The sequence below is a fragment of the Rhodanobacteraceae bacterium genome, from assembly GCA_016713135.1.
Lineage (GTDB): Bacteria > Pseudomonadota > Gammaproteobacteria > Xanthomonadales > SZUA-5 > JADKFD01.
Genome location: JADJPR010000023.1, coordinates 643,609 through 666,436, shown reverse-complemented (window position 1 = coordinate 666,436; position 22,828 = coordinate 643,609). Strand labels below are relative to the sequence as shown.

The following is a 22,828-nucleotide window of genomic DNA, read 5'->3' as shown; positions in this document are numbered from 1 at the left end:
CCGGGGCGCCAGTATTCCTGAGGCCCAATCCCCTGAGCTGAGGGAAGCAGACTGGCGACATTGCTTGCTTGGCTCGGCTTTGCCGGAGCCACTATCGACGGCTGTACCTGGCGCAGGCTTGTGAGCGCCGCGGGCGGCTTCATGGCTCCCGCACACGACCGCTTCGATGCCGAAGGTGATGGCTGGAAGGTACACGCGGCGAAAGTGCGGCGTGGCGAGCCGGATCCATTGCATCGTTCGGACGATGGCTGCATCAGCCTGGTCGACGCGCATCAACATCCGCAGTTCCAGGACTGGGAAGTTCCGTCGGACCTGCCATCGGCGCTGGTGCGACTGGACCCGCAGAGGCAGTCCGTGCGCTTGTTGCGAGACCGACTGGGTCATCAACCTCTCGTGTGGACCCGCCTCCAGTCGGGCGTCCTGATCGCTTCCAGGGAGTTCGTTCTCCTCGCGCTGCCAGGACTCGACAGGCGCTTCGACGACGAGTACCTGGCGGCCCATCTGGCCCTCGTCGATCCTCCCCGCGGTCGCACCCTGTATCGGTCGATACATTCCGTCGACCCGGGCCAGCGGGTCGATATTGACCTTTCCGGCACACGCCGTACCGAGTTGTCCTTCGACCCTGACACGGCGGCATTCGCGATGCCCGACGACGAGGCTGCGTCGGAATTCGGACATTTGCTCGCCACCTCGGTATCGCGCAACGTCGTTGGCGCCGGACGGATCGGACTGACACTCAGGAGGCCTGGCTCCTCGTCCATTGCCGCCTTGCTGCCTCCTGGAATCCGGATCACTGCGCTGGCCGTGACCTATGGGACCGGATTCGGCGGGAGCATCGACGAGCGCGCCCTCGCAACCGAGCTGTGCGAGACCTTGGGCATGGCGTGCACCACTTTCGACAGCAGTGAACCTGCGCCCACGCTGGACCCGACCCGCCAGGGCATCGACCCTGGCTACCCGTTCGTCAACCCCTACCATCCGCTGAAGACCAGGTTGTATGAGGCTCTGGCCGCCAATCAAGTCGATGTGGTGCTGACCGGACACTATGCTGATCACTGGAACCCGGGACCGGTGCGCTGGCTGGCGCACGCCCTGCAGAACCGGCGATGGGACGTCGTGTTCTGGGTTTACCGCGACGTCATTCGCAGCCGGGGATGGCGGGGCCTGTGGCGCGAGCCGGGCTGGCGCCACCTGACACGCCGGCTATTGCGCTGGCCCGTGCCTCCTCTCGATGCCGACTGGATGCAACCCCGTTGGCGGAGTTATGCGCGCGAAGCCTTGGCCGCCGATATCGCACGATTCGCGCAGTGGCCATCCCCGAGCGTGCCAGTTACGTGCTGGGAACCTATTCGGCGATCGACGCCGCCTGTGAGGGCGTGCACTCGGATCGCTACGGGTTCCAGATGCGCCATCCCTATCGCGACTGGAGACTGATCCGTTTCGCGCTCAGCCTGCCCGCGTACCAGCACGTCCGCGGTCGCGTGGACAAGTGGATCGCCCGGCGCGCTGTCTCCCGGGTTCTCCCCGCCCGCTGGGCTGAACGACCGAAGCAGGGCAGCCTGTTACCCCTGTTTCACGAGCACATTCACGGACGTGAATCGGCTGCGTTTGCAAGCGCAGTCATCGATTCCGAATCCATCTGGGGGAGCCTTGTCGATCCTGACCAGGTGCGTGCCCGGCTGGCAGCAGGTCAACCCACGAGACGTCAGGACTTCCTGCTCTTTCGCCTGGCTTGCCTGGGCGCGTGGATGCGTGGGCTCGAGGTGGGTGCCCACGACGCTCCCGACCGATGAGACTTTGATTGCGCCATCGGCAATGGCACTGTTCGCTTCACCCGTGTTACCTTTACGCCCGTTAGCAGACCGCCTCGTACACGATCGCCCGCGGCGCGGTGTCTCGCTAGGATAAGCGACAGAATCACTGACCAAATGGCAGGTTTAGAATGAGCGAGCTCAAGGATCAGCAACTTGGCGGTGAGGTACAGAGCGAGCGACGTTTGGTTCCATACCAGCCACCGCTGCTGTCTTACCTCGGTGATTTGCGTCTGATGACTTTGGGGCGCTCTGTGGGCGTTGACGAGAGCGGCCTGCCGAACACTTTCCGCACCTGACGCAGCGTCCCCTCGCCCCTGGATTCCCCTGCTCGCCAGGTCCGGCGCATCGGACGTCCCGGCTGCGACTCGCAAAAGAATTGCCGACAACCCCCTGTAAGGCCCATCACCTGCGCAGGCGTCCCGCGGCGCCGAAACGGCCGGCCGTGGTTTTCGTGCGCCCGCAGGCTGAACTCTCGCGTGCGATTGTTCGCCAATGAACGATGATGGATGCGCCGGCATTCACGTCTTCACGATGTTTGGCCACGTATCTTCACATCCGTGAAGACACCCGGTGGTCGGGTGCGGAGAGCCGACATGAGCAAGCGTGAAGAGCAATCGGGCCTGGTTCTGCTGATCGAGGACAACCGGGCGATCTCGGAGACGGTGGGTGAGTTCCTGGAGCGCCGGGGCTACTCGGTTGACTACGCTGCGGATGGCGTCAGTGGGTTGCGCCTGGCGACCAGCAACAGCTACGACGTGGTCGTGCTGGACCTGATGCTGCCGGGCATGGACGGGCTGGATGTGTGCCGCCGGCTGCGCCAGGAAGCCAAAAAGTCGACGCCGGTGCTGATGCTGACCGCGCGCGACACACTGGAGGACAAGGTCACTGGCCTCGATGCGGGTGCGGACGACTACCTGGTCAAGCCGTTCGAGATCAAGGAAATGGAGGCGCGCGTCCGTGCATTGATCCGGCGCGACCGCCGCCAGGTCAGCCAGGGCGTGCTGCGCGTGGGGGATCTGGTGCTCGACACGGCAACTCTGCGCCTGACCCGTGGCGGCAAGGACCTGCAGGTGTCGCCGATCGGCCTCAAGCTGCTGACAATCCTGATGCGCGAATCGCCACGCGTGGTCTCGCGCCGCGACATCGAGCGTGAGGTCTGGGGCGACATGTTGCCGGACAGCGACACCCTGCGCTCGCACCTCTACAACCTGCGCAAGGTGATCGACAAGCCCTTCCAGCGCCAGTTGCTGCACACCATCCACAGCGCCGGCTATCGCCTGGCTGACCTGGACGCGGAGTCCGCGGCGGCGTAGGCACCGTGTGACGCTCGCGTTCAACACGCTCGACTTGAGTTGGTCATGACGTCCGTTGAGGGGGATCGGCCTTGGGTTAGGCTGATTTCCCTCGATTGGTCCAGCAAACAGGCTGGAGTCAACGAATGACCGAGACCTCTGTCTTTGACGCCGCCGTCGCGGCGGGTCCTGTGTCACGAGATCTCCGGTGTCCCCGGTGAGTTCGTCCTCGGCGGAACAGGCGTTCGCGGAGCCCATTCGATTCCTTGGCTCGTGCCTTCCGATTGGTGCGTGTGGCGGACATGGCGTTTCCGTGCAGTTTCCTCTCCGACGACCCGCTTCAGGACGCATTGCGGCATGCGCGCGCGGTGGCAATAGGTGCGGTCAGGTTGGTCGCGTGGATGGACTCGGAGGCTCGCGACGGGGCCCGCCGGGCGTCGCGCGGAGCGACACTTCAGCACTGTTGAACCCGGCGGACGCCCGTGCCCGGGTTGCGTCCGTCGCATGGCTCTCGTAGCGGGGCTCCCGCACGCGTCGCGTCGAGTGAGGCGACGCGATCAAACGCGTGGACGGCAGCGGGCGTGAACTCGCTCACTCGACTTGCTCGTGATGCAGGCAATGCTTAACATTGCATCAATGATGCATGGGGGTGTCCATGGCGAGTATGACGATTCGGAACATCGATGATCGACTCAAGGCGCGTTTGCGTGTGCAGGCCGCGCAGCATGGTCGGTCGATGGAAGACGAGGCACGCGATATCTTGCGTGCTGCATTGTCGGCCGAACCTGCACGGACCCCGTCGATCGTCGATGCTATCCGCGCCAGGATCGAGCCTTTGGGTGGGGTGAACCTGGAGATTGCGTCGCGGGAACCGTCGCGGGAACCGCTGATTCTTGACCGATGATCGTTATCGACACGAATGTGTTGTCGGAGGTTCTGCGGCCTGTGCCGGAACCCAGAGTGTTGGCCTGGCTGAGTTCGCGGCCACGGTCATCGCTTTTCACGACGTCGGTGACGCGCGGCGAAGTGCTTTTCGGGTTGCGACTGCTGCCGGAGGGCTTGCGCAGGCAAGGCCTTTGGAGCGCCGCGCTTGCCATCTTCGACGTGGATTTTTCCGGCCAGACCTTGGATTTCGATAGCGGCGCGGCCGACGCGTTCGCAGAGATCTCCGCGGCCAGGCGTCAGGCGGGCAAACCCATCAGCCAGTTCGACGCCATGATCGCTGCAATCGCCAGGTCGCGAGGTGCGGGCCTGGCGACGCGCAACGTGAGGGATTTCGAAGACTGTGGCATTGATGTGGTCAACCCTTGGGGCGATTGATGGCGGGTGGAAACAGCGACGCGGATCGCCTCATCAGCCAGCAGCCTGCCGCGAAAAGCCGCGGCTGCCGGCGCGATCGGTCTTGCTGCAATGCCGTTTTCCACGCGCGCCGGAGCCGCGCTATGGGGGTAGGGTTTACCTGCAAGTCGATGAGGTGATCGACAAGCCCTTCCAGCGCCAGTTGCTGCACACCATCCACAGCGCCGGCTATCGCTTGGCGGACCTGGATGCGGAGTCCGCGGCGGCCTGAGCCGCAACTGATGGCATGGAGCGTGCGGGCTGGCTGCGGCCAGCCTGCATCGCGACCGTGCCGTCTGCGCAGCCGCGTCGTGGCGATCGATTGAGCGGCGCCAGCCCATGACGTAGGCTGCGCGCTCCACGAACTGACAGGCGCAAGTCCGCCCAGGTCGATGTCGGATCTCCATCTGTCCGTCCTGCCCGCGTCTCAGCGCCAGCTGTGGGATGAGCTTTCCGCCGTCCCGGATGAGTTCGTTCTGTATGGCGGCACGGCGATCGCCCTGCAGTTGGGCCATCGGCAGAGTGTCGACTTCGACTTTTTCGCCCGAACCGAGTTTGATCCCACGGACTTGGTCGAGAAGGTGAGCCTTCTTTCCGGGTGCGAGCCGCTGCAGATCGAGCGCAACACACTCACTGTCCGCGTAGAGCGGCAGGGACCAGTCCTGGTTTCGTTCTTCGGAGTGCCGCGCCTTCCGAAGCTCCATCCGCCCCGCATGCTTCTCCGGCCGCGCCTCCGACTCGGCCACTTGCTGGAACTGGGCGGGATGAAGACGATGGTGGTGCAAAAACGAGCCGAGGCGAAGGATTACCTCGATATCCACGCCTTGATCACCCTCGGCGGGTTCAGCCTGGGCCAGTTGCTGAGTGCCGGACGGGCGCTTTACCAGCCGAGTTTTGCTCCCGAGATTGCCCTGAAGAGTTTGTGCTACTTCGACGACGGCAATCTCTCTACCCTGCCGCAGGCGGTGCGGCGCGATCTCGCGCTCGCGGTCAGGGCTTGCGATCCTGCGCGGCTGCCGCCGCCATGATCGGCCCACTGGCGCTAGATGACCGGACCCGGGAGCTTGCCCAACGCCTGGTCTGGTTCGAACCACCGGAACAGGCACTGGCAGATCCGGTCCGTTTCCTGGCCTACGCCTTCCGCTACGCCCGGGCCGCGGACATGCAGATCCTGCGCGGACTGTTGACCGACGACGAGTTGCGCTTTGCCCTGCGGCACGCGCCGCCGGGCATCATCGATCCGCGTTCCTGGGCCTACTGGCATCTGATGCTGGACATCGAGCCAGCGCCGATGCCCCAGCGCAAGCTGCCCTAAGCGCTGGCGACGGCCTGCGCGGCGAGGCGCAGGAACTCGCCTGCCGCTCCCTCGATGTCTGCAGGCCGGCTGGCGATTCGTCCGCGACAGATCTTCAGCCCAGGTCCGTCGGCGGCGATGGTCATGGCGCGCGCAAAGGCCAGGTGCTCGGCGAGCGTCTGTGCGGCGTAGGTGCGTGTGGCGACGGTGTTGGCCAGCAGGATGTCGAGCGCATCGCGCGGCGCGGCGGGCTGCAGCGCGCAGGCATCGCCGCGCTTCAGGTGGACCAGCATCCGCAGCGGCAGGGCCGCGGGCGCATCCAGCGGATACTGGTCCGCCGCAGCCAGTTTCGGCTGGTGCAACTGCGGCAGGGCCACGATCTCTCCGTGGATTTGCGCCACCGGCAGAAGGTCATCGCTGACCCGCCGCCAGCCCAGCCCACGGGCAATCCGCGCCAAGGTCGATTTACCCACGCCGCTGTCGGCGACAAAGGCGACGAGTTGGCCAGCGGGCGTGATCGCCGCGCTGGCGTGCAGCACATAGATGCCGCGGTGGGCCAGGGCGTGCAACAACAGCGGGCCCCAAAGCGCTTCGTCCTGCCATTCGGGGCGCACGGCGGGGCGCAGGATCCAGGCCGCGCCGCAGCTGGCATCGAAGCGATAGGCGCCGAAGTCGCCAATGTCCAGGTCCGTCAGCGGCAGATGGTCGGTCACTGCCAGGCGCACACCGGTTTCGGCCAGCTCGGCATCCACCGTGCGAACCGCTGGCGCCAGTGCGTCGGGCATGTCCGGCAGGCCGGACAAGTCGCGGTGCACCAGGATTCCGGTGCCGCAGGCCCGCAGGTGGATCGGGTCCATGGGTCAGCCCAGTTTGGCCTTCAGCAGCTCGTTCAGTTGCGCCGGATTGGCCTGGCCCTTGGTGGCCTTCATCGCCTGGCCGACGAAGAACTGCAGCAGCTTGTCGTTGCCGCCGCGGTACTGTTCCACCTGCTTCGGGTTCGCGGCGATGATCTCGTCGACCACCGCGGCGAGCGCGCCGGTGTCGGAGACCTGCTTCAGCCCCAGCCGCTCGATCACCGCATCGGCGCTCTCATCGCCGTTCCACAGCGCCTCGAACACCTGCTTGCCCATTTTGCTCGACAGACTGCCGTCGACGATGCGCGCCAGCAGCCCTGCAAGCCGCGCGGCGCCGACGGGCGACTGCTCCGGCGCCAGGCCATTGGCATTGAGCGCGCCGGTCCATTCGCCCAGCACCCAGTTGGCGCACAGCTTGGCCTGCGCGGGCACCGCGGCGTTGAGGGTCTCGAAGTAGTCGCTGACGGTGCGGTCGGCGGTCAGCAGCGTGGCGTCGTACTCGGGCAGGCCCAGGCTGTCGATGTAGCGCTGGCGGCGCGCGGCAGGCAGTTCCGGCATTGCCGTGCGCACGCGCTCGATGTCCTCGGCTGCGATCACCAATGGCGGCAGGTCGGGATCCGGGAAATAGCGGTAGTCGTGCGCGGATTCCTTGCCGCGCATGCTGCGCGTCTCGCCCTTGTTGGCGTCGAACAATCGGGTCTCCTGGACCACCTTGCCGCCGGCCTCGATCAGCCGGATCTGGCGCTCGATCTCGTAATCGATGGCCTTCTCGACGAAGCGGAAGGAATTGACGTTCTTGATCTCGGCGCGCGTGCCGAGCGGCTCGCCGCGGCGGCGCACCGAGACATTCGCGTCGCAGCGGAACGAGCCCTCCTGCATGTTGCCATCGGACACGCCCAGCCAGCGCACCAGGGTGTGCAGGGTCTTGAGGTAGGCCACCGCTTCGGCCGCGGAAGAAAGCACCGGCTCGCTGACGATCTCCAGCAGCGGCGTGCCGGCGCGGTTCAAGTCCACGCCGGTCTCGGCGTGGAAGGCGTCGTGCACGCTCTTGCCGGCATCCTCTTCCAGGTGCGCGCGGGTCAGCTGCACGAACTTGTGGCTGCCGTCGTCCTGGCGCACCTGCAGACCGCCGCCGACCACCACCGGCAGCTCGTACTGGCTGATCTGGTAGCCCTTCGGCAGGTCCGGGTAGAAGTAGTTCTTGCGCGCGAACACGCTGCGCTGCGCCACCGTGGCGCCGATCGCCAAGCCGAAGCGGATGGCCATTTCGACCGCGCCCGCGTTCATCACCGGCAGCGTGCCCGGCATGCCGAGGTCGATCGCGCAAGCCTGCGAATTGGGCTCGGCGCCATAGGCGGTCGAGGCGCCGGAGAAGATCTTGCTGGCGGTCTGGAGCTGCACATGCACTTCCAGGCCGATCACGGCTTCCCAGTTGCTCATCGCGCCATCTCCGGAGCCATGCGGTGCCACTCGCTCGCCTGCTGGTAGCCATGCCCGGCGGTGTACAACAGGTCTTCTCGCCAATGCGGCGCGACCAGTTGCAGGCCCACCGGCAGGCCCTGCGAAAACCCGCAGGGCACCGACAGGGCTGGCAGGCCGGCCAGGTTGACGCCCACCGTGTTGATGTCGGCGAGGTAGAGCGCCAACGGATCGGCGAGCTTTTCGCCGAGTTTGAAGGCCACGGTCGGGCTGGTCGGCCCGGCGAGCACGTCAACGTCCGCGAACACCCGCGCGTAGTCGTTGGCGATCAGCCGGCGCACCTTCTGCGCGCGCAGGTAGTAGGCGTCGTAGTAGCCGGTGCTCAGCGCGTAGGTGCCGGTCAGGATGCGCCGCTGCACCTCGTGGCCGAAGCCCTCGGCGCGCGAACGCTTGTAGAGATCGGCCAGGTCCTTCGGGTCCGCGCAGCGGTGACCGTAGCGCACGCCGTCGAAGCGCGAGAGGTTCGACGAGGCCTCAGCCGGCGCGATCACGTAATAGGCGGGAATCGCGTACGGGCTGCTGGGCAGCTCGACATCGACGATGGAGGCGCCCTGGCGTGCGTACTCGGCCAGCGCGGCCTCCACTGCGGCGGCGACGCCATCTTCGATGCCTGCGCCGAACCACTCGCGCGGGCGCCCTATGCGCAGCCCCGCGAGCGGGCGGGCGAGGGCGGCATCGACGTCCACTTTGGGCCGGTCGGCGCTGGTGGCGTCGCGTGGATCGAAGCCACTCATCACATCGAGCACGCGGGCGCAGTCTTCCACCGTGGTGGCGATCACGCCGGCCTGGTCCAGGCTGGAGGCATAGGCCACCATGCCCCAGCGCGACACCCGCCCATAGGTGGGCTTGATGCCGCTGACGCCGCACAGCGCGGCCGGCTGGCGGATCGAGCCGCCGGTGTCCGAGGCGGTGGCGAAAGGCACCACGCGCGCTGCGACCAGCGCGGCCGAGCCGCCCGAGGAGCCGCCCGGCACGCGGCTGACGTCCCAGGGGTTGTGCGCCGGCCCGAAATGGCTGTGTTCGTTCGACGAGCCCATCGCGAACTCATCCATGTTGGCCTTGCCGATCAGCACCCCGCCGGCGGCGCCGATGCGTTCGTGGATGGTCGCGCTGTAGGGCGGCACGAAGTGCTCCAGCATCCGTGAGCCACAGGTGGTGGGATGCCCGGCGGTGCAGAACAGATCCTTGTGCGCGTAGGGAATGCCCTCCAGCGCGCCGGCGCGGCCGGCCTTGCGGTTGTAGTCCGCCGCATCGGCCGCGGCCAGCGCGTGATCGGCGCCGACGCTGCTGATCAGCGCATTGAGTGCGTTCTGCGCGTGCGCCGCGCGCTCCAGCGCGCGCTCGGCCAGCGCGCGGGCCGTGCTGGCGCCGGATTCCAGCGCGGCCAACTGGCCGCAGACGGTGTCCAGTTCGGCACTCATTCGATCACCTTCGGCACCAGGTAGTAGCCGGCGCTCTCGCTCGGCGCGATCGCGGCGAAGGCTTCGCGCGCATCGCCCTCGGTCACCACGTCCGCGCGCAAGCGCAGGGTCGGGTCGCCCGGGTGCGCCAGCGGCGCCAGATCGTCCACCGGCGCGGCGGCCAGGGCCTCGAACAGATCGAGCACGGCGGACAGCTCGGTTGCGAGCGCGGCTTCCTGCTCGGCGGGGATGGCCAACCGGGCCAACTCGGCTATGGCGCGCACGCGGGCGCTGTCGACGGACACGGGCATTCACACGGCAGCTTGCATTGCGCCGCAACATAGCAAGGAACACGCCGAGGGGACAAAGCAGAGCGGGGCACGGGGCACGGGGCACGTAGAAGCAGTTCGACGCGAGGGGCTGCTTTCTCGTGCCCCGTGCCCCGTGCCCCGTGCTCCCCCAACCGGCGCCGCGCAAACTTGTCCCGCGCGATGCGCACTTCGCCCCCGCACAAACGGGATAATCGAGCCATGCACCTGCAGGACCCGACGATGACCGATGTGGAGGCTTGCCTGCAGCGCTGGCGCGCGGGCGAGGCCGGCATGCTCGACCGCCTGCTGCCGCTGGTCTACGACGAGCTGCGGCGGCTGGCGGCGAGCCAGCTGCGGCGACACCAGGGTCATCTGACGCTGCAGCCCACCGCGCTGGTGCATGAGGTCATGCTGCGCCTGCTCGGCGGCGGCCAGCACCAGTTCGACAGCGCGCATCACTGGTACGCCACCGCGGCCAAGCTGATGCGCCAGATCCTGATCGACCGTGCGCGGGCGCAGCAGCGCGACAAGCGCGGTGGCGGTGCGCAGCGCGTCGAGCTGATCGATGCGGTCGGGCTGCCGATCGACGCCGATACCGATGTGCTCGACCTGGACCTGGCGATCGCAGCGCTGGCGCGCGAGGACCCGCGGATGGCGCAGGTGGTCGAGCTGCGTTGCTTCGTCGGCCTGGAGGTGTCCGAGGTGGCGGCCGTGCTCGAGCTGGACGAGCGCACGATTTACCGCGACTGGGCCTTCGCCCGCGCCTGGCTGCGCGCGCGCTGCGCGCCGGGGCTGGCGCATGGCGCCTGAGCTGGTGCAGGAGGGCGCCCCGGCCTCGCGCTTCGCGCGCTTGCGCGCGGGGTTCGACGCGTTGAGCGAGCGCCCGCCCGCTGAGCGCGCTGCGCACCTCGAAGCGCTGCGCGCCGAGGACGCCGATTTGGCCGAGGAACTGGCCGGGCTGCTGCGTCTGCACGATGCCGCGCCCAGCCCAGCAGCGACGCCGCGGACGGTGGGTGGCTTCACCCTGTTGCAGGAACTTGGCCGCGGCGGCATGGGGGTGGTCTGGCTGGCCGAGCGCGAGCACGCCGGCTTCCGCCAGCGGGTCGCGCTCAAGCTGCTGCACCCCGGGGCACGCAGCGCCCTGGCGGAGCGCCGCTTCCGCCGCGAATGGCAGGTGCTGGCGCGCCTGCAGCACGCGCACATTGCGCAGATGATCGATGCCGGCATCGACAGCGACGGCCGCCCCTGGCTGGCGATGGAGCTGGTCGACGGGCCGCTGCTCGAAGAGGCCGGCACGGCCCTGTCGCTGGCAGCCCGTGTCGGGCTGCTGGCCGATGCCAGCGATGCGGTGGCCTATGCGCACTCGCAACTGGTGCTGCACCGCGACATCAAGCCGGCCAACTTGCGGCTGGGCCGCGACGGGCGCGTGCGCCTGCTCGACTTCGGCATCGCGCGGCTGCTCGACGACAGCGATGCGGCGCTGACCCTGACCGGGGTGCAGGCCTGCACCCCGCGCTATGCCGCGCCGGAGCAGTTGCGCGGCGAGAACGTCGGCACCGCCGCCGACATCCACGCGCTCGGTGTGCTGCTGCGCGACTGGTGCCTGGGCAGCCATCGCGATCCGCTGCTGCAATCGGTGGCCGCGCGCGCCACCGAGGCGCGCCCGCAGGACCGCTATGCCAGCGCGGCGCTGCTGGCGGACGATCTGCGCGACTGGCTGGCCGGCCGCGAGCTGCGCAGCGGCGTAGGCAGCCGGCGCGCGCGCCTGCGCCGCTGGGCCTGGCAGCGGCGCTGGCCGCTGGGGGCGGGCTTTGGCGTGCTGCTGGCGCTGGCAGCGGGCGCTGCCGCCACCTGGCAACAGGCCCGGCGTGCCGAGGCGCAGGCCGAGCGCGCCCGCAGTCATCTGCTGGCGCTGCTCGACGTGATCGGCGCCGCCAGCCCGGAGGCCTATCTCGGCCGCGATCCCAAGGCCAGCGAGTTCCTCAGCGAAGCCGCACGCCGACTGCTGGCGCTGCCCGACAGCGATCCGCTGCTGCAATGGCAGGCGCAGGCGCAGATCGGGCAGGGCCTGATCAACCTGGGCCGCCCGGAGGCCGCGGTGCCGGTGCTGGAAGCGGCGCTGCAGGCCGCCGCACGGCTGTCGGACGAGGGCGCCGCCCAGCGCCAGCTCGACGGGCTGCGCCTGCTGCTGCTGGCGCAGGCCGACCAGGCCGATGGCGAGGCGCTGAAGCGGCTGTCGCAGCGGGTCGAGGAGATCGCGGGACGCCCCGATGCGCCGCCCGGCGAAGCGCTGAGCGCGCTGGCCGCCACCGCCAGCGTGCTCGGGCGCAGGGGCGAGTTTGCTGCCGGGCGGCGGCTGTTAGCGCTGGGAACGCCGCTGGCCGATGCCGCGGGCGTCGACGCCACCCAGCGCGAAAATTACTGGCGCCAGCGCGGCTGGCTGGCCCTGCGCGAGCGCGACCTGGACACGGCGCGGACCGCGCTGCAGGCGGCGCTCGCGGTGATCGAATCCGATCCGGGCGCATTCAGCATCATGCGCCGCGCCGAGGGCGGCTGGCTGCTGGCCGAATGGGCGCTGCAGGCGGGCGATGCGAAGGCGGCACTCGATTGGCTGGATGTCGTGGAGCCGATCTATCGCGAGGCTTTCCCCTTGCCGCATGCCGAGCGCGTGACGCTCGGGCTGATGCGCGCGCGCGCTGCGCTGCTGGCGGACGATCCGCTGGCCGCGCAAGCGGCGATGGACGCCGCCGGCCGCGCCGGCGATGGGTTGGTGCTGCCAGCGGTCGAGCGGCGGCAGTGGCTGGCGGTTTCGGTGCAGCTTGCTGCGCGCCAGGGCAATTGCGCCGTGGCCCGCGCGCAGGCGACGGAACTCGCCTCGGCCGAGTCGGCGGTTCCGTTGCCGAGCCGGGTGCACATCGAGTCCATGGCTTTGCGGGAACTGGCTGAGCGCTGTCGCTGAGCGGTGAATCGCTGCGCGATACCGCCCCACCCAATGCAGTGCGACGTGTTCGGCGAGCTTGTCAGGCGCGCGGGCAGAACGGCGTATGCGCCCCAAGCCCCTTCACGGAATTCGCCATGCGCCGCCTCGCCGTCCTGTCGACCCTGCTTGTCACGCCGGCCCTGCATGCCGAGACCCTCACCGTCGACACCAGCAGCGATGCGAACCTCGGCGCATGCACCGCCGCAGCCGCCGACTGCAGCCTGCGCGGTGCGTTGGTGCGGGCGAATGCCAATGCCGACTCGGATGTCATCGCCTTTGCCTTGCCGACGAGTGACGCCGGTTACCAGGCCGCGACCGACCACTGGCTGATCGGCGTCGGCGATGTCGCCTTGCCCCCGGTGCTGGCGCAGGTGCTGATCGATGGCTACACCCAGCCCGGTGCCAGCGCCAACACGCTGACACCCGTCCAGGGCGGCCTGAACGGCATCCTGAAGATCGAGATCCGCGGTGTCTCGCAGTTCCGCACGCAGCAGAACGGGCTGGAAGTCAGCGGCGGCGAATTCAACCAGCCGGCCAGCACTTTCCGTGGCCTTGTCATCAACAGTTTCGGCGCGCAGGTGCTGTTCCACGGCAGCAGTGCGCACCGGCTGGAGGGCTGTTACCTGGGCAGCGACATCCTCGGACAGCTCCCGGCAATCCCCGTGACCAACGGCCGCGGTATCGGCGTGCGCATCCAGGGGCCGGGGCCCTATGTCATCGGCGGCCTGACGCCCGGCGCGCGCAACCTGCTGAGCGGGCTGAACACCGCCATCTCGGCCTTCGTCGCCTCGGACGGGCTGCGGGTGGAAGGAAACCTGATCGGTCTGCGCGCCGCCGGGGACCAGGCGCTCGACAACGCCAACGACGGTATCTCGACCGGTTCGCCGCTGACCAACGCGCGCATCGGCGGAAGCGACGCGGCCGCGCGCAACGTGATCTCCGGCCACCGCTTCAGCGCGCTGCGGCTGTCCTCGGCCGGCGCCCAGCCCTATGCCGGCACGCGCATCGAGGGCAACTTCTTCGGCACCGATGTCAGCGGCCTGCGCGCCATCGGCAACGGGCTCAATCCGCAGAGCCCCAGCCAACCGCAGCCGACCCTGCTGATCGGCGGCGGCCTGGACTGCAGCATCGCCATCGGCGGCACCGCGCCCGGGCAGGCCAATCTGATCGCCCATGGCGGCGCAGCCGGGCTGACTGCCGATGCCTGCACCGGCGTGGCCTCGCCGCTGAATCACTTCCGCGCCAATCGCGGCATCGCGTTCGACAACACCTTCGGCGGCGGCGGCCTGGGCGCCACACCCAACGATGCGGGAGACGCCGATGAGGGCGGCAACCGACTGCAGAACTTCGCGGTGCTGAGCTTGCCAGGCGGCTTCCTGCCGGCCGGCGGCAACAGCGCGCAGATCAACTTCCAGGTCGACACCGCGATCGCCAACGCCGGCTACCCGCTGCGGGTGGACTTCTACCGTGCAGCCTGCGGCGGCGGCAGCCGCCAGTTCCTCGGCAGCACCAGCATCGCCGCCATGGATGCGCAACTCCCGCGCACATTTACGCTAACCCCGCCGGACGGCGCCAACGTGCTGCCGCTGACCGCGCTCGTCGTCGATGCCGCCGGCAACAGCAGCGAGTTCGCCCCCGCGCAGGGAGAGACGATCTTCGCCGACGGCAGCGAGGACCAGGCGGGGGCGTTGGCGGTGGGGCGCTGCGATTGATTGCGGTCCATGCAGGAACCGGGGCTGGCTCCCTGAGCTGCGCATTTGTTGTCCGCAAAGGACGCAAAGGACGCAAAGGAAAGCGGGAAAGAGGGGCGGGATCGCCGGTCGTGAGGTGGCAGACGGACCACGTATGGCAACCATCGCTCTGCTTCGCGTCCTTTGCGGACAGATGCTCATCCGGAATCGACCCTGGCGTTGACGCAAGCCATCGCTGAACGCAAGCCACCCCACGCACCGCTCGTCGGTCGCTTTATCCACGCGACTCCTGTAAGGTCCGCCTCGCTCGTGTGTTTCTGTGGTTCAGTCTTGCAGTCCACGCTTCTCGTAACACTCCTTTTTCGCGATCCGCGCAGCCTTGGCACCGCATCGAGATCGCAACCCTCCCGATGAGGTTCCAATGACGTTCGAATCGCTGGGGCTCTGCCCCGAACTGCTGCGCGCGCTCGCCGCCGCAGGTTATGACACGCCGACGCCGATCCAGGTGAAGGCCATCCCCGAAGTGCTCGCCGGCCACGACCTGATGGCCAGTGCGCAGACCGGCACGGGCAAGACCGCTGGCTTCGCCCTGCCGATCCTGCAGATGCTCAAGCAGGCTGGCGAGCGCGTGGTGCCCAAGGGCGTGCGCGCCCTGGTGCTGGTGCCGACGCGTGAGCTCGCCGCCCAGGTGCTGGCCAGCGTCCAGCGCTACGGCAATGAACTCAAGCTCAGCAGCACCGCGATCTACGGCGGCGTCAGCGAGCGCCCGCAGATCGCCGCGGCGGCGCGCGGGATCGATGTGCTGATCGCCACGCCGGGCCGCCTGATGGATCTGATGCAGCAGAACGCAGTGTCGCTGTCCGGCGTGCGCCACCTGGTGCTCGACGAAGCCGACCGCATGCTCGACATGGGCTTCCTGCCGGCGATCAAGCGCATCCTGCAGAAGCTGCCGAAGCAGCGCCAGACGCTGATGTTCTCTGCCACCTTCGCGCCGGAACTGCGCGAGCTGGCGCAGACCATGCTGCACAACCCGGCGGAGGTGGACGTCAGCCCGCGCAACAGCACGGCGGTCACCGTCGAGCACCGCGTGCACCTGATCGAAGACGCCAAGAAGCGCGATGCGCTGCTGCACCTGCTGCACAACGAGCCGCGCCAGACCCTGGTGTTCAGCCGCACCAAGCACGGCGCCGACAAGGTGGTGCGTTTCCTCGACAGCTACGGGTTCAAGTCGGCCGCGCTGCACGGCAACAAGAGCCAGAACGCGCGCACCCGTGCGCTCGGCGGCTTCAAGAGCGGCGAGATCCAGATCCTGGTGGCCACCGACATCGCCTCGCGCGGCATCGACATCAAGGAACTGCCGGCGGTGGTCAACTTCGACCTGCCGAACGTTCCGGAAGACTATGTGCACCGCATCGGCCGCACCGGCCGCGCCGGCGCCAATGGCCTGGCGATCTCGCTGGTCGGCCGCGAAGACCAGAACTACCTGCGCGGCATCGAGCGCCTGCTGAAGACCCCGCTCAAGCGCGAGCCGCTGGGCGAGTTCAAGCTGCCCGAGCGCGTTGCGGCCGAGGTGGAGAAGGTGCGCCAGCCGCAGGGCCAGCGCCGTCCGCAGCAGCGCGCCGGCGCGGCGCCGGCCGCGCGCGGCCATAACCTGCGCAGCCAGGGCCAGCGCGTCCCCGCGCGTGGCAACGGCGGCCAGCAGCGCAGCGGCGGCGGGCGTTCGAGCGCTCGCTGAAGCAATGTAGGCCGGCGGTACGCGCCGTCAGGCGCGTTCCCCGGCTGGGTCTGGCCGAAAAGTCATCGCCGGGGAGCGCGCGCTGCGCGCACCCCGGCCTGCATTCCTGCGTTGGGACTGCGTAAGACCAGCGGCGCTGCTTACTGCTTCGCCGCCAGTTGCATCTCGCGCTGGCGTTTGCGCTCGGCGCGTTCCATGAAATACCAGCCGATCACGCCGACCGCCGAGACCGTCACGATCAGGATCGTCGCCAGCGCGTTGATCTTCGGGCTGACGCCCATGCGCGCGGACGAGAACACCTGCATCGGCAAGGTGGTCGATGATGGGCCGGAGACGAAGCTCGCCAGCACCAGGTCGTCCAGCGACAGGGTGAAGGCCAGCAGCCAGCCCGACATCAGCGCCGGCGCGATGATCGGCAGCGTGATCACGAAGAACACCTTGATCCGATTGGCACCGAGGTCCATCGCTGCCTCTTCCAGCGAACGGTCCAGTTCCGACAGGCGCGAGCTGATCACCACGGTGACGAAGGCCATGCACAGGGTCACGTGCGCCACCCAGATGGTCATCATCCCGCGCGCGAAATCGAGCCCGGTCCACGCCGACAGCGATACGAACAGCAACAGCAGCGACAGGCCGGTGATCACTTCGGGCATCACCAGCGGCGCGGTGACCATCGCCGCGAACAGCGTCTTGCTGCGGAAGCTACGCATGCGCGTCATCACCATCGCCGCCATGGTGCCCAGCACCACCGACGCGCAAGCCGTGTAGAAGGCGATTCGCAGGCTGACCCAGGCCGCCGAGAGCATCTGGTCGTCTTCCATCAGCGCGCCGTACCACTTGGTCGAAAACCCTGACCACACGGTAACCAGCCGGTTCTCGTTGAACGAGTAGATGATCAGGCTGAGCATTGGCGCGTACAGGAAAAAGAAGCCGAGCGCGAGAAACAGCCAGCCCCACTTGGAGTTGCGCGCCTGGTTCATGGGGTGGCTCCGTGAGGCGGTCGGGCGGGGGTGGGCTTCCTGAAGCGGGGCAGGGGGCAGGGGGCAGGGGGATGAGCCCTGCGCTTCGATCCAGGCTGCAAGTTGGTGCAAGTCACCTCGCGCCGCAGGGTGGCGCCGAGGCATTCCCCTCGCCCCCTGCCCCTTGCCCCGCCTTTCGCTCTAGCCAGACTCCACGCCCCGCTCATGTCAGCTTCCCCTCCATCTCCTTCTGCTGCGCGCGGTGGAAGATGACGATCGGGATGATCAGGATCGCCAGCATCACCATCGCGACGGCGGAAGCGACCGGCCAGTCGCGGTTGTTGAAGAACTCCTGCCACAGCACGCGCCCGATCATCAGGGTCTCGGGGCCGCCGAGCATCTCGGGGATGACGAATTCGCCGACGACCGGAATGGCCACCAGCATGCAGCCGGCGATGATCCCGGCCTTGGACAGGGGCAGCGTGATCTTCAGGAAGGCCTGCCAGGGCCGCGCACCGAGGTCCGATGCCGCTTCCAGCAACCGGTGGTCGTGCTTGATCAAATTGGTGTACAGCGGCAGAACCATGAAGGGCAGGTAGGCGTAGACGATGCCGATGTAGACCGCCACCGGTGTGTGCAGCATCTTGATCGGGCTGTCGATCAGGCCGAGGTTCATCAGGAAGTTGTTGATCAACCCGTTGGGCTTGAGGATGCCCACCCAGGCGTAGATGCGGATCAGGAAGGAGGTCCAGGACGGCAGGATCACCAGCAGCAGCGCGATGTTGCGCGAGGACGGCGGCAGCCGCGAGATCGCGTAGGCCATCGGATAGCCCACCAGCAGGCACAGGAAGGTCGAGACCACCGCGATCTTCAGCGAGCTGAGATAGGCGTTGAGGTAGATGCTGTCGCCGAGCAGGAACAGATAGTTCTCGCCGCGCAGCTTGACCACCGGGAAGCCGTCCACCCAGTAAAGCACGTCGGTGAACGGCGGCATCGCGATCGCCGCCTTGGCGAAGGAGATCTTCAGCGCGATCAGGAAGGGGATCGCGAAGAACAGCAGCAACCACAGGTAGGGGACCAGGATCAGCGCCCAGCGCGGCGCCGGCAGGATTCGCTTCCACCACGCGGTGCGGGCGCTCATGACGTCAGCACCACGCCTTCGAGGTCACCCCAAGACACCCAGACCTTGTCGTTCCAGGTGAAGCCTTCCGAGTCCCAGCGGCGCCGATTGGCGAAATGGCAAAGCAGTTTCATCCCGCCATCCAGCCGCACGTGGAAGACCGAGTGGCTGCCGAAGTAGGCAATGTCCTCGATCGTGCCGTGCGCCTTGTTGTGCGGCATCTCCGGCTCGTCCTTGGTGATCTTGATCTTCTCCGGGCGCAGGGCGAAGGCGACCTCCATGCCCTCGTAGCCGGTGACCCCGTGGGCCACGTAGATCGGATCGGGCAGCGCGGGGCTGGCAATTGTGATGAAGTCCTTCTCGTCCTTGTCGATCTTGCCGTTGAACAGGTTGACCGAGCCGATGAACTCGGCGGTGTAGCGCGAATTGGGCTGCTCGTAGATCTCGTCCGGCGTGCCGATCTGGCGGATCCGCCCCGCTTCCATGATCGCGATGCGATTGGCCATCGTCATCGCTTCTTCCTGGTCGTGGGTGACCATCACGCAGGTCACGCCGGCCTTCTCGATGATGCTGACCAGTTCAAGTTGCATCTGCGAGCGCAGCTTCTTGTCCAGCGCGCCCATCGGCTCGTCGAGCAGCAGCAGCTTGGGCCCCTTGGCCAGCGAACGCGCCAGCGCCACGCGCTGCTGCTGCCCGCCCGAGAGCTGGTGCGGTTTGCGCTTGGCGTACTTGCTCATCTGCACCAGCGCGAGCATCTCGTCGACGCGCTTCTGCAGCGCATCCTTCGGCACCTTGTCCTGCTTCAGGCCGAAAGCCACGTTCTGCTCGACCGTCATGTGCGGGAACAGCGCGTAGGACTGGAACATCATGTTGATCGGCCGCTGGTAGGGCGGCAGGTCGGTCATGTCCTGGCCCGCCAGGATGATCCGGCCGGACGTGGGCTTCTCGAAGCCCGCCAGGCAGCGCAGCAGCGTCGACTTGCCGCAACCCGAGGCCCCCAGCAGCGCGAATATCTCGCCCTGGCGGATCGTGATCGACACATCGTCGACCGCGACGAAGCCGTCGAATTCCTTGCGGACCGTGTCTATCAGCAGGTAGTCGGGCCTGGGTGTGAGCGCGGCTGCGTTGGAGGGCTGCATCTGTTTCGAGTCCGGTTGTGGGTTGTGGGTTGTGAGTTGTAGGCAGCTCGCTAGCGACGTGACTTGGCGAGTGTGTCCACGAGTCCCGTCAATGGCCTGCGGACGCCGGATAGTGCCGTTTCCAGCTCTTCAAGTGCCGTCATGTCGAGATATCCAAGACGATGTGCCACTGTCATCAGCGAGTGCAATTCCGCCAGGCTGCCCTTGGCGATGGAAAGATGTTGCAGGAACTCCTTTCGATGCTGCCTGCCTTGGCCTTCCGCAATATTCGCGCTGATCGAAACCGCAGAACGTCGTATTTGCGCCGAGAGCGCGAAATTCTCGTGCGGCGGGAAATTGCGGATAGCTGCATAAACGGTCGGCACCAGGTCGATCGCGCGTTGCCACACAACGAGATCCTGGTAGCCGACCTTCGTGCCCATGGTGCCCCTCGGAAGAACATCGACCGCCGCGCTGCCCACAACCCAGAACCCACAACCCACAACCGAGCCGCGCGACAGCCGAACTTCCCTGGGAATGACCTCACTGATTCGTCTTGATCGTCGTCCACGCGCGGTTGAAGATGCGGTCCACTTCCGGCGGGATGACGGCGAGGTTGTACAACGTGGCCTGGACTTCAGGCGTCGGGTAGATGCGCGGGTCGTTGCGGATCTCCGGGTTGATCAGTTCCTTGCTCTTCGCGTTGCCGCTGGCGTAGGCCACGTAGTTCTGGATGTTGGCCATCACGTCCGGGCGCAGGATGTAGTCGATGAAGACGTGGGCGTTGTTCGGGTGCTTGGCGTCCTTCGGAATCGCCATCATGTCGAACCACACCGGGGCGCCCTGTTTCGGGATGGCGTAGCCCACCTTCACGCCCTTGCCGGCTTCGTCGGCACGCGCCGCGGCCTGCAGCACGTCGCCGGACCAGGCCAGCGCGAGGCAGGCGTCGCCGTTGGCCAGTGCGTCGACCACCTGCGAGGAGTGGAACTGGGTGATGTGCGGGCGAATCTTGAGCATCAGGTCGACGCCCTTCTGGATCACCGCCGGGTCGAAGCTGTTCGGCTCCTCGCCCAGGTAATCCAGCGCCATCGGCAGGATCTCGCTCGGCGTGTCGAGCACGTAGACGCCGCAGTCGGTGAACTTGGAAACGATCTCGGGCTCGAAGAAGACCTTGAGGTCATTCATCTCCGCACCTTCGCCCAGGCGCTCCTTGACCTTGTCCTCGTTGTAGGCGATGCCGGTGGTGCCCCACAGGTAGTTCGCCGAGTGCATGTTGTCCTTGTCGTTCTGCGCGATCAGCGCCTGGATCTGCGGATCGAGGTTGGCGTAGTTCGGCAACTTGGACTTGTCCAGCGGCATGAACACGCCGGCCTGGATCTGGCGCGCGAGGAAGGTCAGCGACGGCACCACCACGTCGTAACCGGAGTTCCCGGTCATCAGCTTGGCTTCGAGCACTTCATTGCTGTCGAATACATCGTAGGTGACCTTGATCCCGGTCTCCTTCTCGAAGTTCGCGATGGTGTCCTCAGCGATGTAGTCCGACCAGTTCAGGACGTTGAGCACCTTGTCCTCGGCAGCGGGCGTTGCCGGCTCGGCGGGCTTCTGGTCCGCCGCTGGCGCCGGCGCCTGCGGTGCTTCGTCCTTGCCGCAGGAGAGGATGCCGGCGCAGGCCAGCGCGAGAAGACTGAAGCGGAGGGTCATCGTTGATCTCCTACGAATGGTGCGGCCGGAGCCGGTGGCAGAGTGCAGCGTTTTTCCCACGGCGGGAAGGGTGTGTCAACGGCGAGTGGCCAGGAAAAGCGGGGCAGGGGGCGAGGGGCAGGGGAAGTGGCTCGCGGTTCTGGCTTGTTGCAAGGTGATTCGCGGACTTCACGGATGCGAGCGCTTCTTTCGGAGCCGCTGTGCGCGTCCCTCACCCCCTGCCCCGCTTTGCAATCCCCCGCTTTTCACAGCTCCCTCGCCGTTTCATCCAGCGCGCGCCAGGCTTTCTCGACCAGTTCATCCACCTGGGCGCGGTTGATGATCAGCGGCGGCGACAGCAGCATCGAATCGTAGGTGGCGCGCAGGATCAGGCCGTTCTTCAGCGCGAGGTCGCGGCAGCGCACGCCGACCTTGCCGCGCTCGGCAAAGAACTTGCGCTCGCCCTTCTTTGGTACCAGTTCGAGTGCGCCGACCATGCCGGCGATGCGCGCCTCGCCCACCAGCGGGTGAGCGCCGAGTTCCATCCAGCGCTGGCCGAGGTAGGCGGCGGTGTCGGCCTTGCAGGTGTCGACGATCTTCTCCTCCTGCAGGATGCGCAGGTTCTCCAGCGCCACCGCGCAACACACCGGGTGACCGGAGTAGGTGTAGCCATGGGCGAGTTCGCCTCCCTGGTTGGCGAGCACGCTGGCCACGCGGTCGTTGAACATCGCGGCGCCGAGCGGGATGTAGCCGCTGGTCAGGCCCTTGGCGATGGTCATGATGTCCGGGCGGAAGCCGAAATACTGGCTGCCGAACCACTCGCCGGTGCGGCCGAAACCGCAGATCACTTCATCGGCGACCAGCAGCACGTCGTACTTGCGGCAGATCCGCTCGATCTCCGGCCAGTAGGTCATCGGCGGAATGTACACGCCGATCGCGCCCATGATCGGTTCCCCGATGAATGCGGCCACCTTCTCGGGACCGAGTTCGAGGATCTTGGTCTCCAGTCGGCGCGCCGCCACCAGGCCGTATTCCTCCGGCGACAGGTCGCCGCCGTCGGCAAACCAGAACGGCGGATCGATGTGGTGGATGTCCGGGATCGGCAACCCGCCCTGGCCGTGCATGCCCTTCATGCCGCCGAGGCTGGCGCCGGCCACGGTGGAGCCGTGGTAACCGTTGTGGCGGCCGATGAAGATCTTCTTCTGCGGCTGGTCCTGCACCGCCCAGAAGTGGCGCACCATGCGCAGGATCGTGTCATTCGCCTCGGAGCCCGAGTTGGCGAAGAAGGCGTGATTCAGATCGTAGGGCGTCAGCTCGGCCAGCTTCGCGGCCAGCTTGATCGTCGGTTCGGTGGTGCACTGGAAAAAGCTGTTGTAGTAGGCCAGCTCGGTCATCTGCTTCGCCGCCACCGCGCCCAGCTCCGGCCGCCCGTAGCCGATGTTCACGCACCAAAGTCCAGCGAAGGCATCCAGCAGTTTGTTGCCCTCGCCATCCCAGACATACACCCCCTCGCCGCGCGTCAGCAGGCGCGTGCCGCGCTTGGCCAGCGCCGCGTTGTCATTGAAGGGATGCAGGTGGTAGGCGGCATCCAGTTGCTGCAGGGTGCGGTTGTCGGGGTGGGGCATCGGAGGGCTCCGGGTAGTGGCTTGCCTGAGACTAGAAGCGGGGCTGGGGACTGGGGGCTGGGGCAAGGGCGCCGAGGTGCCAGGCTGGGCGGCCGGACTCAAGGAGAGCGCTGGGGGCGCATGCCGATGACTTCTCTT

At 67.2% G+C, this 22,828-nt stretch carries 22 protein-coding genes and 1 pseudogene; 13 read left to right on the top strand and 10 right to left on the bottom strand.

Annotated features, from left to right (window positions below; genetic code table 11):
* Positions 1-60: 60 nt before the first annotated feature.
* The 9 genes and pseudogenes from IPK27_22695 (at position 61) to IPK27_22655 (ending at position 5,759) form a co-directional block, all read left to right on the top strand.
* The gene (locus tag IPK27_22695) at positions 61-1,434 is read left to right on the top strand and encodes a hypothetical protein (protein ID MBK8070313.1); all 1,374 of its coding nucleotides are present in this window, start codon (positions 61-63) and stop codon (positions 1,432-1,434) included.
* On the top strand, positions 1,404-1,793 hold the full coding sequence (locus tag IPK27_22690) for a hypothetical protein (GenBank protein ID MBK8070312.1): 390 nt from the start codon (positions 1,404-1,406) through the stop codon (positions 1,791-1,793). The genes IPK27_22695 and IPK27_22690 overlap by 31 nt, the downstream gene beginning before the upstream one ends.
* Before the next feature lie 149 nt (positions 1,794-1,942).
* Positions 1,943-2,110, top strand: a complete 168-nt coding sequence (locus tag IPK27_22685; GenBank protein ID MBK8070311.1) for a hypothetical protein — start codon at positions 1,943-1,945, stop codon at positions 2,108-2,110.
* 297 nt (positions 2,111-2,407) lie between these two features.
* Positions 2,408-3,127: a response regulator transcription factor gene (locus tag IPK27_22680; GenBank protein MBK8070310.1), complete on the top strand. Its 720-nt coding sequence runs from the start codon at positions 2,408-2,410 to the stop codon at positions 3,125-3,127.
* Between the two features lie 634 nt (positions 3,128-3,761).
* On the top strand, positions 3,762-4,010 hold the full coding sequence (locus IPK27_22675; GenBank protein MBK8070309.1) for a plasmid stabilization protein: 249 nt from the start codon (positions 3,762-3,764) through the stop codon (positions 4,008-4,010).
* Entirely contained in the window at positions 4,007-4,426 is a 420-nt protein-coding gene (locus IPK27_22670) for a type II toxin-antitoxin system VapC family toxin (GenBank protein ID MBK8070308.1), read from the top strand. Before IPK27_22675 ends, IPK27_22670 begins: the two co-directional genes overlap by 4 nt.
* A 154-nt stretch (positions 4,427-4,580) precedes the next feature.
* A pseudogene (locus IPK27_22665) lies at positions 4,581-4,676 on the top strand (DNA-binding response regulator).
* Positions 4,677-4,836: 160 nt separating this feature from the next.
* The gene (locus IPK27_22660; GenBank protein MBK8070307.1) at positions 4,837-5,472 is read left to right on the top strand and encodes a nucleotidyl transferase AbiEii/AbiGii toxin family protein; all 636 of its coding nucleotides are present in this window, start codon (positions 4,837-4,839) and stop codon (positions 5,470-5,472) included.
* Entirely contained in the window at positions 5,469-5,759 is a 291-nt protein-coding gene (locus IPK27_22655; protein ID MBK8070306.1) for a hypothetical protein, read from the top strand. Before IPK27_22660 ends, IPK27_22655 begins: the two co-directional genes overlap by 4 nt.
* Here the strand turns inward: IPK27_22655 and IPK27_22650 are convergent.
* Genes IPK27_22650 through gatC form a run of 4 tightly spaced genes read right to left on the bottom strand, consistent with a single transcriptional unit; the run spans position 5,756 to position 9,782 of the window.
* A complete protein-coding gene (locus tag IPK27_22650) occupies positions 5,756-6,595 on the bottom strand; it encodes a hypothetical protein (protein MBK8070305.1) in 840 nt (279 codons plus the stop codon). The genes IPK27_22655 and IPK27_22650 overlap by 4 nt on opposite strands.
* Before the next feature lie 3 nt (positions 6,596-6,598).
* Positions 6,599-8,032 (bottom strand): Asp-tRNA(Asn)/Glu-tRNA(Gln) amidotransferase subunit GatB, encoded by a 1,434-nt coding sequence (gene gatB / locus IPK27_22645; protein ID MBK8070304.1) that lies wholly within the window; start codon positions 8,030-8,032, stop codon positions 6,599-6,601.
* Positions 8,029-9,492: an Asp-tRNA(Asn)/Glu-tRNA(Gln) amidotransferase subunit GatA gene (gatA, locus tag IPK27_22640; protein ID MBK8070303.1), complete on the bottom strand. Its 1,464-nt coding sequence runs from the start codon at positions 9,490-9,492 to the stop codon at positions 8,029-8,031. The genes gatB and gatA overlap by 4 nt, the downstream gene beginning before the upstream one ends.
* Positions 9,489-9,782 carry an Asp-tRNA(Asn)/Glu-tRNA(Gln) amidotransferase subunit GatC gene (gene gatC, locus IPK27_22635; protein ID MBK8070302.1) on the bottom strand — a complete coding sequence of 98 codons (294 nt, stop codon included), beginning with the start codon at positions 9,780-9,782 and terminating at the stop codon, positions 9,489-9,491. Before gatC ends, gatA begins: the two co-directional genes overlap by 4 nt.
* Before the next feature lie 219 nt (positions 9,783-10,001).
* Between gatC and IPK27_22630 the strand changes: the two genes are divergently transcribed.
* The 4 genes from IPK27_22630 to IPK27_22615 all read left to right on the top strand — a co-directional run bounded on the left by IPK27_22630 (position 10,002) and on the right by IPK27_22615 (position 16,188).
* Positions 10,002-10,592, top strand: a complete 591-nt coding sequence (locus IPK27_22630; protein ID MBK8070301.1) for a sigma-70 family RNA polymerase sigma factor — start codon at positions 10,002-10,004, stop codon at positions 10,590-10,592.
* Complete coding sequence (locus IPK27_22625; GenBank protein ID MBK8070300.1) at positions 10,582-12,741, top strand: serine/threonine protein kinase; 2,160 nt, start codon at positions 10,582-10,584, stop codon at positions 12,739-12,741. Before IPK27_22630 ends, IPK27_22625 begins: the two co-directional genes overlap by 11 nt.
* Positions 12,742-12,857: 116 nt before the next feature.
* Entirely contained in the window at positions 12,858-14,474 is a 1,617-nt protein-coding gene (locus IPK27_22620) for a hypothetical protein (GenBank protein ID MBK8070299.1), read from the top strand.
* 400 nt (positions 14,475-14,874) lie between these two features.
* Complete coding sequence (locus IPK27_22615) at positions 14,875-16,188, top strand: DEAD/DEAH box helicase (GenBank protein MBK8070298.1); 1,314 nt, start codon at positions 14,875-14,877, stop codon at positions 16,186-16,188.
* 140 nt (positions 16,189-16,328) lie between these two features.
* On the opposite strand, the gene IPK27_22610 is transcribed toward IPK27_22615, so the two are convergent.
* From IPK27_22610 to IPK27_22585, 6 genes are all read right to left on the bottom strand, one after another.
* Positions 16,329-17,168, bottom strand: coding sequence for an ABC transporter permease subunit (locus IPK27_22610; GenBank protein ID MBK8070297.1), 840 nt, complete (start codon positions 17,166-17,168; stop codon positions 16,329-16,331).
* Positions 17,169-17,370: 202 nt separating this feature from the next.
* Positions 17,371-18,288, bottom strand: a complete 918-nt coding sequence (locus tag IPK27_22605) for an ABC transporter permease subunit (protein MBK8070296.1) — start codon at positions 18,286-18,288, stop codon at positions 17,371-17,373.
* On the bottom strand, positions 18,285-19,406 hold the full coding sequence (gene potA / locus IPK27_22600; GenBank protein ID MBK8070295.1) for a polyamine ABC transporter ATP-binding protein: 1,122 nt from the start codon (positions 19,404-19,406) through the stop codon (positions 18,285-18,287). Before potA ends, IPK27_22605 begins: the two co-directional genes overlap by 4 nt.
* Before the next feature lie 50 nt (positions 19,407-19,456).
* Positions 19,457-19,828 carry a four helix bundle protein gene (locus IPK27_22595; GenBank protein ID MBK8070294.1) on the bottom strand — a complete coding sequence of 124 codons (372 nt, stop codon included), beginning with the start codon at positions 19,826-19,828 and terminating at the stop codon, positions 19,457-19,459.
* Between the two features lie 100 nt (positions 19,829-19,928).
* Positions 19,929-21,086, bottom strand: coding sequence for a polyamine ABC transporter substrate-binding protein (locus IPK27_22590; GenBank protein ID MBK8070293.1), 1,158 nt, complete (start codon positions 21,084-21,086; stop codon positions 19,929-19,931).
* 245 nt (positions 21,087-21,331) lie between these two features.
* Entirely contained in the window at positions 21,332-22,690 is a 1,359-nt protein-coding gene (locus tag IPK27_22585; protein MBK8070292.1) for an aspartate aminotransferase family protein, read from the bottom strand.
* Positions 22,691-22,828 lie beyond the last annotated feature (138 nt).